Source organism: Rhizobium sophorae (genome assembly GCF_013087515.1).
GTDB lineage: Bacteria > Pseudomonadota > Alphaproteobacteria > Rhizobiales > Rhizobiaceae > Rhizobium > Rhizobium sophorae.
Genome location: NZ_JABFCN010000002.1, coordinates 106,019 through 119,841, shown reverse-complemented (window position 1 = coordinate 119,841; position 13,823 = coordinate 106,019). Strand labels below are relative to the sequence as shown.

16 protein-coding genes and 1 pseudogene are annotated in these 13,823 nt (G+C 60.8%); 9 read left to right on the top strand and 8 right to left on the bottom strand.

Going from position 1 to position 13,823, the window contains the following annotated elements; all coding sequences use genetic code 11:
* Positions 1 to 5: 5 nt before the first annotated feature.
* The 6 genes and pseudogenes from G9X64_RS01705 (at position 6) to G9X64_RS36290 (ending at position 4,213) form a co-directional block, all read left to right on the top strand.
* Positions 6 to 1,043: an LLM class flavin-dependent oxidoreductase gene (locus tag G9X64_RS01705; protein ID WP_171375863.1), complete on the top strand. Its 1,038-nt coding sequence runs from the start codon at positions 6 to 8 to the stop codon at positions 1,041 to 1,043.
* A gap of 34 nt (positions 1,044 to 1,077) precedes the next feature.
* A pseudogene (locus G9X64_RS37060) lies at positions 1,078 to 1,170 on the top strand (LysR family transcriptional regulator); the annotation flags it as partial.
* Between the two features lie 734 nt (positions 1,171 to 1,904).
* A complete protein-coding gene (locus G9X64_RS01695) occupies positions 1,905 to 2,840 on the top strand; it encodes a pirin family protein (protein WP_171375836.1) in 936 nt (311 codons plus the stop codon).
* Between the two features lie 167 nt (positions 2,841 to 3,007).
* Positions 3,008 to 3,217 (top strand): GNAT family N-acetyltransferase, encoded by a 210-nt coding sequence (locus tag G9X64_RS36295; RefSeq protein ID WP_168312962.1) that lies wholly within the window; start codon positions 3,008 to 3,010, stop codon positions 3,215 to 3,217.
* A 41-nt stretch (positions 3,218 to 3,258) separates the two neighbouring features.
* Entirely contained in the window at positions 3,259 to 3,822 is a 564-nt protein-coding gene (locus G9X64_RS01685) for a hypothetical protein (RefSeq protein ID WP_246270864.1), read from the top strand.
* Between the two features lie 49 nt (positions 3,823 to 3,871).
* The gene (locus tag G9X64_RS36290; RefSeq protein WP_168312963.1) at positions 3,872 to 4,213 is read left to right on the top strand and encodes a hypothetical protein; all 342 of its coding nucleotides are present in this window, start codon (positions 3,872 to 3,874) and stop codon (positions 4,211 to 4,213) included.
* Between the two features lie 239 nt (positions 4,214 to 4,452).
* On the opposite strand, the gene G9X64_RS01675 is transcribed toward G9X64_RS36290, so the two are convergent.
* From G9X64_RS01675 to G9X64_RS01645, 7 genes are all read right to left on the bottom strand, one after another.
* Positions 4,453 to 5,655 carry a pyridoxal phosphate-dependent aminotransferase gene (locus G9X64_RS01675; protein WP_171375835.1) on the bottom strand — a complete coding sequence of 401 codons (1,203 nt, stop codon included), beginning with the start codon at positions 5,653 to 5,655 and terminating at the stop codon, positions 4,453 to 4,455.
* 61 nt (positions 5,656 to 5,716) lie between these two features.
* On the bottom strand, positions 5,717 to 6,484 hold the full coding sequence (locus G9X64_RS01670) for a 5-oxoprolinase subunit PxpA (protein WP_168312965.1): 768 nt from the start codon (positions 6,482 to 6,484) through the stop codon (positions 5,717 to 5,719).
* Positions 6,485 to 6,521: 37 nt separating this feature from the next.
* Positions 6,522 to 7,517 carry a 5-oxoprolinase subunit C family protein gene (locus G9X64_RS01665; protein WP_171375834.1) on the bottom strand — a complete coding sequence of 332 codons (996 nt, stop codon included), beginning with the start codon at positions 7,515 to 7,517 and terminating at the stop codon, positions 6,522 to 6,524.
* The gene (gene pxpB / locus G9X64_RS01660) at positions 7,514 to 8,221 is read right to left on the bottom strand and encodes a 5-oxoprolinase subunit PxpB (protein ID WP_168312967.1); all 708 of its coding nucleotides are present in this window, start codon (positions 8,219 to 8,221) and stop codon (positions 7,514 to 7,516) included. Before pxpB ends, G9X64_RS01665 begins: the two co-directional genes overlap by 4 nt.
* Positions 8,218 to 8,652, bottom strand: coding sequence for an acetyl-CoA carboxylase biotin carboxyl carrier protein (locus tag G9X64_RS01655; RefSeq protein ID WP_171375833.1), 435 nt, complete (start codon positions 8,650 to 8,652; stop codon positions 8,218 to 8,220). Before G9X64_RS01655 ends, pxpB begins: the two co-directional genes overlap by 4 nt.
* Complete coding sequence (gene accC / locus G9X64_RS01650) at positions 8,649 to 10,034, bottom strand: acetyl-CoA carboxylase biotin carboxylase subunit (RefSeq protein WP_168312969.1); 1,386 nt, start codon at positions 10,032 to 10,034, stop codon at positions 8,649 to 8,651. Before accC ends, G9X64_RS01655 begins: the two co-directional genes overlap by 4 nt.
* On the bottom strand, positions 10,034 to 10,474 hold the full coding sequence (locus G9X64_RS01645) for an acetyl-CoA carboxylase biotin carboxyl carrier protein (RefSeq protein WP_168312970.1): 441 nt from the start codon (positions 10,472 to 10,474) through the stop codon (positions 10,034 to 10,036). The genes accC and G9X64_RS01645 overlap by 1 nt, the downstream gene beginning before the upstream one ends.
* 281 nt (positions 10,475 to 10,755) lie before the next feature.
* On the opposite strand from G9X64_RS01645, the gene G9X64_RS01640 reads away from it, so the two are divergent.
* Positions 10,756 to 11,010, top strand: a complete 255-nt coding sequence (locus G9X64_RS01640; RefSeq protein WP_168313000.1) for a type II toxin-antitoxin system Phd/YefM family antitoxin — start codon at positions 10,756 to 10,758, stop codon at positions 11,008 to 11,010.
* The gene (locus G9X64_RS01635; protein ID WP_168312971.1) at positions 11,007 to 11,429 is read left to right on the top strand and encodes a type II toxin-antitoxin system VapC family toxin; all 423 of its coding nucleotides are present in this window, start codon (positions 11,007 to 11,009) and stop codon (positions 11,427 to 11,429) included. Before G9X64_RS01640 ends, G9X64_RS01635 begins: the two co-directional genes overlap by 4 nt.
* A gap of 91 nt (positions 11,430 to 11,520) precedes the next feature.
* Here the strand turns inward: G9X64_RS01635 and G9X64_RS01630 are convergent, their stop codons facing one another.
* A complete protein-coding gene (locus tag G9X64_RS01630) occupies positions 11,521 to 12,591 on the bottom strand; it encodes a LacI family DNA-binding transcriptional regulator (protein WP_168312972.1) in 1,071 nt (356 codons plus the stop codon).
* 222 nt (positions 12,592 to 12,813) lie between these two features.
* Between G9X64_RS01630 and G9X64_RS01625 the strand changes: the two genes are divergently transcribed.
* Positions 12,814 to 13,767: a sugar phosphate isomerase/epimerase family protein gene (locus G9X64_RS01625; RefSeq protein ID WP_168312973.1), complete on the top strand. Its 954-nt coding sequence runs from the start codon at positions 12,814 to 12,816 to the stop codon at positions 13,765 to 13,767.
* Positions 13,768 to 13,823 lie beyond the last annotated feature (56 nt).

The window sequence follows — 13,823 nt, the reverse complement described above, 5'->3', positions numbered from 1 at the left end:
TCATAATGCAAATCGGTATCGACAGTTTTGCGGCCATCCTCCCTGATCCTGCGACAGGCAAGCTTCCGTCGCCCACAGTTCGTATGGCCGAGCTCATCGAGGAAGTGGAAGTCGCAGACCGTGTCGGGCTGGACGTGTTCGGCATAGGCGAGCATCATCGCGGGGAGTTTCTCGACTCCGCGCCGACCGTTATTCTGGCGGCGGCAGCGGCTCGGACCAGCCGGATCAGGTTGACGAGCGCGGTGACCGTTCTAAGCGCCGCCGACCCGGTGCGGGTTTTTCAGGAGTTTGCGACTCTCGATCTGATTTCCAAAGGTCGTGCCGAAGTCGTTGTCGGGCGAGGTTCTTTCGTCGAGGCTTATCCGCTATTCGGCCTCGACACACGGGACTATGACGACCTCTTTGCGGAGAAGCTCGACCTGTTGCTCAGGCTTGGCGAGACGACCGACGTGACTTGGGAAGGTCGCTTTCGCCCGCCGCTTCAGGGGCAAGGTGTCTTTCCGCGTCCGCATCAGCCACAGCTCCCGATATGGATCGGCGCAGGTGGCACGCCGCAATCCTTCGCCCGCGCCGGTACGCTTGGCCTTCCATTGATGGTCGCGATCATCGGCGGGAGCTTCGAGCGCTTCCGACCGCTTGTCGATCTTTACCGTGAAGCTGGCAAGCGCGCGGGACACAGCGCCGAGACGCTGAAGGTTGGCGTTCACGCGATGGGCTTTGTCGGAGAGACCAATGCTGCAGCGAAGGACGCCTTCTTCCCTGGTTGGGCGCATCTGACAACGAATATAGGTCGTGAGCGTGGCTGGTCGCCACCGACGCGGCAGCAGTTCGAAGCCATGGCAGGTCCAGAGGGCGCATTCCTGATCGGTGACCCGAAGACCGTTGCAGCCAAGATGTTGCAGGCCAGTGAGACACTTGGCGGCGTCTCACGCATCACCTTCCAAATGAGCACGGCCTCTCTCGACACTTCAGCGATGAAGACATCGATCGAACTTCTGGGCACGGAGGTTGCGCCAATCGTCAGGGCAACACGACGGGCATAGATCTCAAGCTGTGCCGCCAAACGGGGAACACCGAGTGGACAGCGAAGATCTGCGGACTTTTGTCGAAGTTGCCGATGCCGCGGGCGTTTCCCCAGCAGCACGTCGACCGGGGATCACTAAGTCAATGGGCGGGCTTGCGGAGCACCGCACTGCCTTGCTCGTCCTGTCGCCAAAGAAACTGGCAACGCCATTCCTCAAGAGATCAACAGAATGCTGCAACGCCCTTCCGTCGAACACCATCGCACCGCGCTAACCGTCTTCTCCATAGCCCTCCTTGGCATCGCTTTATCAGGATGCGTGTCGGCTGAAGAGCGGCGGTACGCGGACGCAAATACCTGCCACAGCTTTGGGGCGCCCTATGGCTCACCCGCCTATACCAATTGCATGCTCGAACAGCAGCGTCGGCGCGACAATGAGGAACTGGAGTCGCTCGAGCGGACCCGGCTGACGACCGAGATTGCGAGAGACGCTCAGATTATGGCCGATCGCGCGCGCAGGGAGCGTTGCCATCGGGATCCTGATCGGCGCGAGTGCCGTCGATAAGGAGCAATCGTCCGTTGATGCAACTATATGCCAGCTTCGCGTCAGCTATTATAGCCGCCGACTTTGCCTGTCGGGGCCGTCGGCGGACCGCAGCTCCATCAATGAGGTTGATGCTTGGTCGGACGATGCGAGGTCGCACGGTGGGATCTGGGCGCCGCTGTGTTCCGTTTATTGCGACACAGCTCACCGCGCCGCGCAGCTAGTCGTGACAGCGGCCGCCCTTTAGTGGTCTCGCTCGAGAACCGTCGGGACAATTGCAGTGGCTCCTGCGCACTCCGCGGGTCCCGGATCGCAAGCAGACAGGAAAGGTAAACACGCATGAGCTGGAACCCCGCAATTGAACCAGGTTGTCCCGATAAAGTTGGCTTCGACGCGATCGAAACCCTTATAGTGCCGAGGTCGCGCGACATTGGCGGTTTCGAGGTTCGGCGCGCTTTGCCCGCACCAAAGCGGCAGATGGTCGGGCCGTTCATCTTCTTCGACCAGGCCGGGCCGGCCGAGCTGTTGATCGGGCAGGGCATCGACGTTCGGCCGCACCCGCATATCGGCCTCGGCACGGTCACCTACCTTTATCGCGGTGACTTTCACCACCGCGATAGCACCGGAGCTGACCAGATCATCCGTCCCGGCGAGCTGAACTGGATGGTAGCTGGCCGCGGCGTGTCACATTCGGAGCGCACGACGGCAGCGGCCCGAACCGGGCCTAACAGCTTGTTCGGGATACAGACCTGGCTCGCTCTGCCCGAAAGCCACGAAGACATGGACCCCACCTTTGAGCACCACGGCAAAGAGGTATTGCCGTTCATCGAGGATCAGGGCGTCTCTGTCCGCCTTATCCTCGGAAACGCCTACGGCGAGATCGCGCCCGCCACCTTGTTCTCCGAGACATTTTACGCCGACGTGACCTTGGAACAAAGAAGCCGCCTGCCGTTGCCGGACAATCACGAGGACAGAGGCATCTACATCGTCGAAGGTTCGATCTCGATCGCCGGCCGGGACTACGAGGCACCGCAGATGATGGTGTTCCGCCCCGGCGACAAGATCACAGTCGCAGCGGGTAGCCGAGGCGCGCGTCTCATGATCCTCGGCGGTGCAACGCTTGCAGGGCCACGATACATCTGGTGGAACTTCGTAGCCTCTTCGAAGGAGCGCATCGAAGAAGCCAAAGACGAATGGCGTGCGCAGAACTGGGGCAAGGGACGCTTTGACCTCCCGATCAACGACCGGGATGAGCACATTCCCCTTCCGGAGTGACCGCGCGGGAATTGCTAGAGTGCACGCATGGACTGCGCGGCAAGGTTCGATTGCCGGACGCTGAGCGTCCGAAGAAGGCTGCCCCATCGGCCAGCGAGACGGTTGGACGGGAGGATTGGCCATCGAAGGGGCGATACCGCATCGTCGTCGATGGCGTCGAAGCGGAGATGACCTACAGTCGCGCTGGCAAAGAACTGATCATCATCGACCATACCGACGTTCCTGCCGCTTTGCGTGGCCGGAAGGTCGGTGAACGCCTTGCGCGCCAAGCGGTCGAGGATGCCCGGCGCGAAGGGGTCGCGATCATTCCCCTCTGCCCATTTGCCAAAGCCCAGATCGAGCGTCATCCAGAGTGGCAGGATGTTCTTCGCAAGTGACAACCTGCCGAGCAACGACTGCACCAGCATTTGAGGATAGCATGCAGAAGGAAACCTACCGAATTCAAGAGGCAGATGACGCCCTGTTGGCCGCTGTCGATGAAGCAATTGAGCGCGCCGTTGAGACTGCAGGGCATGAACTTCAGTCGCTCGGTGTCGGCAGATCACCATATGATTACTTTGCGGACGCCGCACTCCGTCACCTGTTCCTGCGTCTGTGCGGCGCCAATCCGGAAACCAACACAGGAGGAGATCCCGAAACAGCATGGAAAATTCTCTATGCGGGGCGCAATGCCGCGCGTCATTGGGCGAGGGAGCGCGGCGGTCAACCGGCGCTTCGGAAGAAGAAGGAACGCCGGGAGGATACCGAGAAGGATGCGAGTGAACGCCAACAACTGGCACTCTCCGCACAGAATTTTGCGTTGAGAACTGTTATTCGCGCATTAGTCGACCACGCGCGCGCCTCAGATCCACAGATCAACGACCGCCTACACGCGGCGATCGACGCTCGCCACGCGGGGCTTGGGAACGTGTCCGACACCGACCGCGAGTTCACGCAGACAGCAAAAAACTATCTGTCGCTTCTCACCACCCCGCCAGAGTAGACGCAGTGGCTGCACAACCGGACACCTTCAAAGATTTACGGAGTTAGTAGTGACAGATAATTGCCCTGTTCTTACACCGGCTGAAAGACAGATCGCCGACGTCATTAAGCGTGCAGACAGGACGTTGGCTTCTGCGGTCTCTCTGGCTTTGGAAGAGGCGGCCAAACAGGTTGCCGAGGACATGCGAGCAATCGGTCAGCACGACGCCACGCCGGTTCTACAATATTTTGCAAGCGTCGTTCATCAGCGAATGTACTGCCTGATGTGCGGTGCAGACCCGGACACTTTTGAAGGAGGCAATCCGGATATCGCCTACCATGTCATCCGCAACAGTCAGAACATCGCCAAGAACTACTGGTCTGCGGATATCGAGCCCTACCCACCCAGGTAAGTGGCTGTCTCGTGGTATCCCGGCGCAGGCTGTTCAAGGGGCGCTAGTTCTGGATGAGCAAGGCGGACAATGATGAGCTGGGGCACAAGTTGAGCACCGAACTGCCGACGGAATAGCGCTGACGCTTTGGGCTCAAGTTTCATAAATAGGCGTTATGCCTCGAGGTCCGATTTATCAAGCACTTGGCTCACCTGACTAAGGCGTCGCCGGTTCAGATCCTTCTAAAAGCTCGCTGCTGATCAGCGCATATCCTTACAGAACTGGGCTATGCGCGCGCAGCCTTCGCCGAGTTTCTCCATGCTGGTCGCGTAGGAAATGCGAAAGAAGGGGCTCATTCCGTAAGCCGCCCCCTGCACGGTCGCGACATGATGCTCTTCGACGAGTGCCATAACGAAGTCGACGTCGGTCTCGATCTTGCGCCCGCCCTTGCTGGTCTTGCCGATCAACCCTGAAATATTCGGGTAGATGTAGAAGGCGCCTTCGGGCCTATGGCAGCGCAGCCCTTCCACCTCCGAAAGTTTGGCGAGGACGAAGTCGCGTCTCTCCTTGTAGATCGTGGCCCGCTCCTTCAAGAGATCCTGAGGACCGTCCAGGGCAGCGGTCGCTGCAGCCTGTGTGAGCGTCGCGATTCCGCCGCCATTCTGGCCGTTGACGTTGCTGATGGCGGAGATCAAGTCTTTTGGACCCGCACAAAAGCCGAGGCGCCAGCCTGTCATTGCGTAAGCCTTGGAGACACCGTTCATCGTCAGGACGCGATCATAGAGTCTGGGCTCGACTTCGGCCATCGTGCAGAACTGGAAGTCGTCATAGACCAGGTGTTCGTAGATATCGTCGGTCATGATCCAGACATCGGGATGTCGCAGCATGACCTCGGCGATGGCAGCCATTTCCGCCCGGGAGCAGGCGGCGCCGGTCGGATTGTTCGGGAAATTCAGGAAGAGCCACTTGGTGCGCGGCGTGATCGCCGCCTCCAGATCTTCCGGACGCAGCTTGAAGCCGGCCTGCTCGTGGCAGGGGACGGCGACCGGGACGCCGCCGGCGAATTTGACGATATCGGCGTAGCTGACCCAGGAGGGTGTCGGAATGACGACCTCGTCGCCGGGATTGCAGGTTGCGAGCATCGCATTGAAGATCACCTGCTTGCCGCCGCCCGAGACGACGATCTGGCTGGCATCGTAGTCGAGATTATTGTCCCGTTTGAACTTCCTGATGATGGCGGACTTCAGCGCCGGTGTCCCATCCATCGGAGGATATTTCGTATCGCCTGCAAGGGCCGCCGCATGGGCCGCCTCGATCGCGTGCGCCGGAGAGGGGAAATCCGGCTCGCCGGACGAGAGGCTGACGACTTTGATGCCTTTGGCGGCGAGTTCCCGGGCGCGCTGGGTCATGGCGGCGGATGCGGAGATGGAGACGTTTTTCAGGCGGTCTGCGATGACGGACATCGACATGGTCCTTCGATGAGAGATGGGAACGGGAAACCGCCCGCGGGCGGTCGGGATTGTGTCAGTCGGCGAGTTCGGCGGCAGGCGCGAGCGCAGCACCCGTGGCTTCGATCTCGCCGCGCACGATGCCGGCAAGCTCCAGGGCGCCGGGCGTGTCGCTGTGGACGAGAATCGAGCGGGCCGGCATTACGATGGTAGCGCCGTCGATCGTCTCGACGGTTCCTTCGAGGAGGAATTGTCGCACACGCGCACGCACCGCGGCTTCGCCCTTGATGACGGCACCAGGCAGCCCGCGCGCGACGAGTTTGCCGCCGGCGTCATAGGCCCGGTCCGCAAGGAAAAGCGCCAGCGTCTTCAAACGCGCGCGTCTGGCCGCCTGCTGAATCTCGCTGCCATGGGTCACAAAAACGACGAGACTGGCATCGACGGTAGCGATCGCATCCATCATCAGGTCGGCCAGCACAGGATCACGGTTGACCATATTGCCCATGGCCGCGTGGAAGCTGATATGGGAAACGGTGACACGCTCGGCTTTGGCGATCGCCATCAATGCGCCGAGTTGATAGAGCATCTGCTGGCGAAGCTCATCTGCCGGAAACTGTATTTCGCGCCGGCCGAAACCCGGCCGATCAGGCAAACCGGGATGCGCGCCAATGCCGACGCCGTTCAGCTTCGCAAGCCGGACCATGCGTCCCATCGTATCCGGGTCGCCGCCATGGAAACCGCAGGCGATGTTGGCCGACGAGACGAGTTTCATCATCGCTTCGTCGTCGCACAGCCGGTAGGGACCAAATCCCTCGCCCATGTCGGAATTCAGATCGATCTTCATCGGTTCCTCCTTTTGTCGGCCTTTTGGGCGACATGCATTAGGCCATCGCTTTCAAGGCGCGCTTGACCATTCGGGATGTCTGCCTGACGTCTTCGACATAGCGGGCGACAGCCTGTTCCACCTTGCGCGCCTCGGCATGCGTCGAGCGAACGAAGTTCAGGCGGGCGCCGATGCGGGCTTGCCCGAGCCGCCAGAGGTCGCATTCGATCACGCCGGCGATCTTCGGATATCCGCCGGCGGTGTTGGCATCGCTCATCTGCACGATCGGTTCGCCGCCGGGCGGAACCTGGATCACGCCGGGCACGACACCGTGGGAGCGCATCTCGATGGACGCAGTCGGCGTGATGGGCTCGCCTGATAAGCGGTAGCCCGTCCGGTCGCTGCGGGAGGAAATCCTCCAGGTCTGGCTCCAGAAGGCTTCGCCATCTCCGGCGAAAAGATCATGCTCGCCGGCCGGCAGGGCGCGGATCGGCAGCGTGCCGTCGACCGGAGTTCCGAAGACATCGCGCAATGCCACGGACGGTTCGACGACGGCGAGACCAGAGGCCGGCAGCATGGCGATCTCGGCGTCCTCGCCGACCGCGATCCGATCGCCCTTCGCCAGAGGCCGGCCGGCATTGCCACCGAAACCGCCGCGGAGCGACGTACTTCGCGAACCCATGACAACGGGAATATCCAGCCCGCCTCCGAGCGCTATATAGGAGCGCGCGAGCCGCGGCGGCTGCTTCAGTTCGAGAACCTCTCCGGGCTCTGCCGTATAGGCGCACCAGGGAAGCAGCTCCGATCCGTTGAGATGATGATTGCCGTCGGCACCGGTCACGGCAAAGACGACGCGCTGCGCGAAACGCAGGCTGAAGGGGAAGGTCTGTACCTCTATTGCGGCGGCATTTTCGTCATTGCCGACGAGAATGTTGCCGATCCGGACCGCCAGCGGATCCATGGCGCCGCTCGCCGATACGCCGATGTCGCGATAGCCGGGGCGACCAAGATCCTGCACTGTGTTGAACGGGCCGCTTTCGATGATCTCGATCATAGCTCGATCCTTGCCGGCAGGAACCGCACCCTATCTCCCGGCGCCATCATGGCGGGGCTCGGCGAAGTGGGGTCGAACATCTCAAGCGTTGCGAAGCCGATGGAATTCCAGCCATTCGGACCTGTGAGCATGGCGACGCCGGTCTGCATGCCGCCGATGGTCACGCAGCCCTTCGGCATTTTCAGCGAGGGCACGGTCTTTCGCGGCATGTAGATGCGCGGATCGAGACCATGCAGATAACCGAAGCCGGGAGCGCTGCCCAAGGCGAAGACACGGTAGGTCGCTTCATGATGGATGCGGACGACCTCGCGGTCGCTCAAGCCGGAGAGATCGCAAAGGGCCGGAAGATCCGTCGCATATTCGCCGCCATAATGGACGGGGATCTCGATGGTCTTGCCCTCTAGATCGATGCTGCGGGCATTCTCCCATGCCTCCAGCAGCCGGGCGACCACCGCATCAGGATTCTCGGGCGTCTCCTTGAAGATCACCAGCAGATTGGTCATGCCCGGAATGTTTTCCGCAAGGTCCGCCCAACCTTTCACGGTCTGGGACAGAGCCCAGATCCGCCGCTGCGCGATGAGATCGAAGTCGCCTGGCGCCTCGAGCAGGAAGGATCTGGCGCCGATCGAGGAAACTCGCGCCAGGCTTTTGGTGGCCGGAACGATCTCGCGTTGAGATGCATGTCTGTTCGTCGTGACGATCATGATGGGAGCCCGATTTCGAACAGAGGGTCGCCGAAGCCGACCAGTGCGCCGGGTTCGGCGAGCAGCCTGGTCAAAATACCGGAGCGGCCGGCACGAAGGGGAAGCAGGATATGCCCTACTCCGACGAAGCCGACGATATCGGCTTCGGATACGGAGCGCGGCAGATTCTGCGGCGCGGCGGAGGCGGGATGCCCGACACAGAAGCGGCCGGCCATCGGTGCCTTCACGACGGCCGACGCGGAGCCGGGAGCCAAACCGGGAGCAGGAGGCGTCGCTTCGGTCGAGCTGATCTGGGCGCCGTCTTTTCCGGCGACGACGATGCGAAGCTGTCCGCCCGGCCGGGAGATTTCAAGACCGTCCACACCGGCGGCCGTCAACGCCTCGGTGAGCAATGCGATGGTCGCCGGATCGCTGAAATCGATCGCGCTCATGCCGCCCTCCGCAGCTTCAGCCATTGTTCGAGATAGTGAATGTCCGTCTCGCCGTGCGCGAATGCGCCATCCTCGAACAGGGCACGCAGGAAGGGGATATTGGTGGAAATCCCCTCGACCTCGGTGCCGGCGAGCGCCTCGCGCATTCTTGTCATCGCTTCGGCCCGCGTCGGCGCATGGACGATCAGCTTGGCGATCAGCGAATCGTAGTAGGGCGAGACCTTGTAGCCGGCGTGAATATGCGTATCGACACGGATGCCCGGTCCCGCCGGCAACGCTAGATGGGTGACGACACCCGCCGACGGCAGGAAACTTTCCGGGTCCTCGGCGTTGATGCGGCATTCGAAGGAATGGCCTTTGCATGTCACATCGCTTTGGGTGAGATCCAGAACGTGACCCTGAGCGGCCTTTATCTGCGCCTGGACGATATCGACACCGCTCGTCATCTCGGTGACCGGATGTTCGACCTGAAGTCGGGTGTTCATCTCGATGAAATAGAAGGCGCCGTCCTCGTAGAGGAATTCGAAAGTTCCGACCCCCCGGTAACCGATTTGAAGACAAGCTTCTACGCAAGCCAGGCCGACTGGCTGGATGATGTTGGGCGCAATTCCCGGCGCCGGCGCCTCCTCCACCACTTTCTGATGGCGGCGCTGCATCGAGCAATCCCGGTGTCCGAGCCACACGGCATTGCCGTGATCGTCGCAAATAACCTGGATCTCGATGTGACGCGGATGCTCTAAGAATTTCTCCATGTAGAGCGAGGGGGAACCGAAGGCCTTGCGGGCCTCTTCCCGCGTCAGCGCGGTTGCTTCATGCAGCAGGTCGGCTTTTGGTACGACGCGCATGCCGCGTCCGCCGCCGCCGCCGGCTGCCTTGATGATGACGGGATATCCGATTTCCAGCGCTGTGCGCTCGATCGTGGCAGGGTCATCGGGCAGCGCGGTGTCCGGACCGGGAACGCAGGGGACGCCGGCCGCCATCATCGCGCGCTTTGCCGAGATCTTGTCGCCCATGGTCGCAATCGAGGACGTGGTCGGACCAATGAATATCAGCCCCGCCTTTTCGACGGCGTCGGCGAAGGCGGCGTTTTCAGACAGAAAACCGTAACCTGGATGGATGGCGCCTGCACCGGCAAGACGCGCCGCCAGAAGGATGGCATCCTGATTGAGATAGCTCTTGGCGGCAGTCGACGGGCCGATGCACAGAAATCTGTCTGCGGTTTTGCCGTAAGGCGCTTGCCTGTCGGCTTCGGAGCAGATGGCGACCGTCTTGAGGCCGAGCTCGCGGCAGGCGCGCTGGATTCGAAGTGCGATCTCGCCGCGATTGGCGATCAGGACGGTATCGAAGCGGCCGGTCGCAGATTGTTCAGGTGTTTCCGGCATCACGCAATCTCCGCCAGCAGATCGCCGGTCTCGACCTCGCCGTCGTCGATTGCGGTGAGATGCATGATGCGCCCTGACCGCGGCGCAGCGATCGTGTTGAAGACCTTCATTGCCTCGATGATGAAAAGCGTCTGCCCCTCCTCCACTTTGTCACCGACCGCGACGAACGGCGGTTCCCCAGGCGCCGGGGTCCGATGCAGAACGCCGAAGACAGGCGCCTTCACCGCATAGGAAGTTTTCTCGACGCTTGAAGGCGCATCTGAGCCGGCATCCTGGGCAAGGCTCGTCGTCGATCCTGCCTTTTGCTCGGGCTCGGCAGCCTCCTGACCCTGCGGCGTGCGGAAAATCCGAACCGTCACGTCCTTTTCCGTCACGATCAGCTCGGTAATGTTCGATCGTCCGACAAAGTCGATCAGCGTCTTGATCTTCGAGAGGTCCATGTGCGTGCTCTGAATTTCAGAATTCCACCGCGCAGATCTGACATCTCAAGTCGCTCGGTGTTGTGATTTTTCGTAGCACGACGTGCAGACTGATGGGGTCAGACGAAGTTTTGATGGAGTGCAATCGGCGCCCAATGGGACATCTCGCCAAGCGCTTGCGAATTTCCTTCGACGGCAGCCGGAAGCGGCCAGAATCCTCGGCAATGGATTCAATGAAGGAACCATGCTTGTTCTCACGACCAGCAGTGCTATATGTAGGTAAATACCTACATGAGGCAGCCATGACCATTACGACACTTTCCAGCCGTGAACTCAATCACGACGTCAGCAATGCGAAGAAAGCTGCCAGAAAAGGGCCAGTCATCATCACTGACCGCGGCAAGCCTTCCCATGTCCTTCTGACATATGAGGAATTTCAGCGTCTTTCCGGCAGGCGCGAAAGCCTGGTCGATGGGCTTTCCATGCCGGGCCTGTCGGAAATCGATTTCATGCCACCGCGGGTCGAGATCAAAACCCGCGGAGTTGACCTCTCTTGAGCTATCTGCTGGATACGAATGTCATTTCCGAACTGCGCAAGATTGGTGACGGTAAGGCTGACGTGGAAGTCGTGGCATGGATCCAAACGGCAAACGCTTCTGACTTCTATCTCTCCGCAATTACGATTCTCGAATTGGAAAGGGGCGTACTTGCTGTCCAACGACGAGATGCCCGGCAAGGTTCACGCCTGCGTACATGGCTGGACGATCACGTGCGTCCGCAGTTCGCCGGCCGGATACTGCCGATCGATGATGCCATCGCAACGCGTTGCGCGCATCTGCATATTCCCGACCGGCGCAACGAGGCAGATGCGTTGATTGCCGCTACCGCACTCGTTCACAATCTTACCGTGGTCACGCGAAACGTGAGAGATTTCGACGGCACCGGTGTCGTCATTATCGATCCTTGGCAGGGTTAAGCAACGTGGGCGCCTTGAATGGATGCAAGTTACATCGTCGAAATTGACAGCGCTGGCCCTTCTGTATGGGATCCGCGCCGCTCTGTCGTCGTCAGTTCTTCGGAGCGGCGATGCTCTCCCGCAAGATCAGGCTGCTGCGGATGACGGTACGAACCGTCGCCGTATTCTGCGTCTGACCAATGGCGTCGAGCAGGAGATCCACCGCCGCGCGCCCCATCTCTTCCACCGGCTGCTTGATCGTCGAGAGCGGCGGAGAGCAGAATTCGCAGACGGGGGAGCCGTCGAAGGAGACGACGGACAAATCACCGGGAATGCTTAGGCCCGTCCGCTGGATACGGCTGACAAATGAAATGGCCATGTCATCGCTGGTCGCGATGACGGCTGTCGGTTTCTCAGTCAACTCGGCGAAATCATCCGCCGCCTGGACACCAATGTCGAAGCCATGCTGATAATCGAGATGACCACCCGAGCGATGCACCGAGTCCTCGGACAATCCTGCTGCCTCGAGCGCCTCGAGCACGCCGCCGTAACGCTCGACATCGTGATAATTGCCTTCAGGCCCTGCCAGATAGAAGAACCGTCGATGACCCAATCGGATCAGTTCGGCCGTGACGTCGCGCACGGCTTCGCGGTCGTTCGTAACGACGCTCTGCAGGCCGGCATCGCTCATGTCGAGCAGCATTGACACGATCGGCAGACCGGAATTGGCCAGCGAGCGTCCGTCAACCTCCGGAAGCTTCGATGACAGGATGATGGCGCCGCGCACGCTGCCGCCGAATGCCAGGTCGAGAATATGCCGCTCGGAAACCTCGTCGCGATCGAGGTTGGCGATCATCAGGTTGTAGCCGCCCTGGATCAGCGATTTATTGATACTCTGCAGCACCTGGGGAATGACCTGGGAAGCGCCATAGTAGAGCGATCCCGGCAGAATGATCATGATGATGTTGGATTTGCCGACCCTGAGACCGCGCGCCATCGCGTTCGGGGTGTAGCCCAGTTGCCGGGCTGCGGCATTGATCTTGGCGCGCGTCTTCTCGTTGACCCGCCCGGGATTGGCGAGTGCCCGGCTGACTGTCGATATCGCCACACCGGCGAGCCGCGCCACATCGGCCATCAACGCGCCCGATGATTCCTCTCCAGCCACATCCTTGTTTTTGTTCATGTTTATTTCACTCTCCCGGATGCTTCGATTTGCAACTTTAAGGCAGGCGGCGATTTATAGCAAACGTTTGCCAAAAACCGCTTGCTTAAAAAACCGGCTTGGCTATTATCTAGCCATGGCAAACGATTGCCATTTCTTAATGCGTTGAAAATCCATGACTTATTGGATGCGGAATTACCTTTCTGCACGCGGGTAAGTCATGCCTCGAGAAATGGATAGGTTATGGCTACTGGCGACAGGCTGCGCTTCGGCGTCGATCTTGTGACATTCTTCCACCCCGGCTTCTGGGGCGTCGACAGCCATGATGCGATCGTCGACCATGCACGCACCGAGCCGCGGGCCTTCTGGGACAAGATACTCGACAGCGTCCAGGCCTCCGGCGTTACCGGCGTCGAGCTGACCTTTTCTCCCTTCAACTGGCAGGACGCGATCAAGACCTATGGTTCCGTCGATGCCTTCGCAGCCGAGCTGACAAGACGCGGTCTGACGCTGTGCAGCGGCTTCTTCGCGGAACTTGAGGCGGCCGGCGACTTCGCCGAGCCCGAGGCCCAGCGCGCGCTGATCGACAAGGCGGAACGCTATGCCGACTTCCTGAAAGCCTGCGGCAGCGACATCATGGTGATCGGCGCGCCCTTACGCCAGACGCTCGGCGCCCAGCCGGTGCAGTTCCATGATTTCGACCGCGCCAAGGTGATCGCCGATTTTCTGAACCGGCTCGGCGCGACCCTCTATTCCAGGGGCGTGCGGCTTGCGCTGCACACCGAGGCGCACTCGATCTTTGCCGCCGCGCGCGACGTCGATCTGATGATGCTTTTGACCGACCCGGCCTATGTGCACATGTGCCCGGACACCGCCCACATCATCGTTGCCGGCTCCGATCCCGTCCAGCTCGTCGATCGCCATCACGAGCGCATGATCATCGCCCACTGGAAGGATGCGATCGGCCGGATGCCCGCCGACACGCCGATCGACAAGCACATCCATGAACGCCACCAGCCCTATTTCTGCAGCTTCGGCCTCGGACGGGTCGACTGGCCGGCCTGGATCCGGCTGCTGCGCGACCGGGCCTATGAAGGTTGGGCGATCCTCGAACTCGATGCCGCGCCGGATCCCGTCCGTGACATCGCCAACGGGCTCACGCTCGTCCGGCAGGCGCTCCTGCCGATCTATCGCTGACAGTCATATCCCTAAGACAAAAAACGCCCCGCAAAGAGGGCATTTTCAAGAGGTGG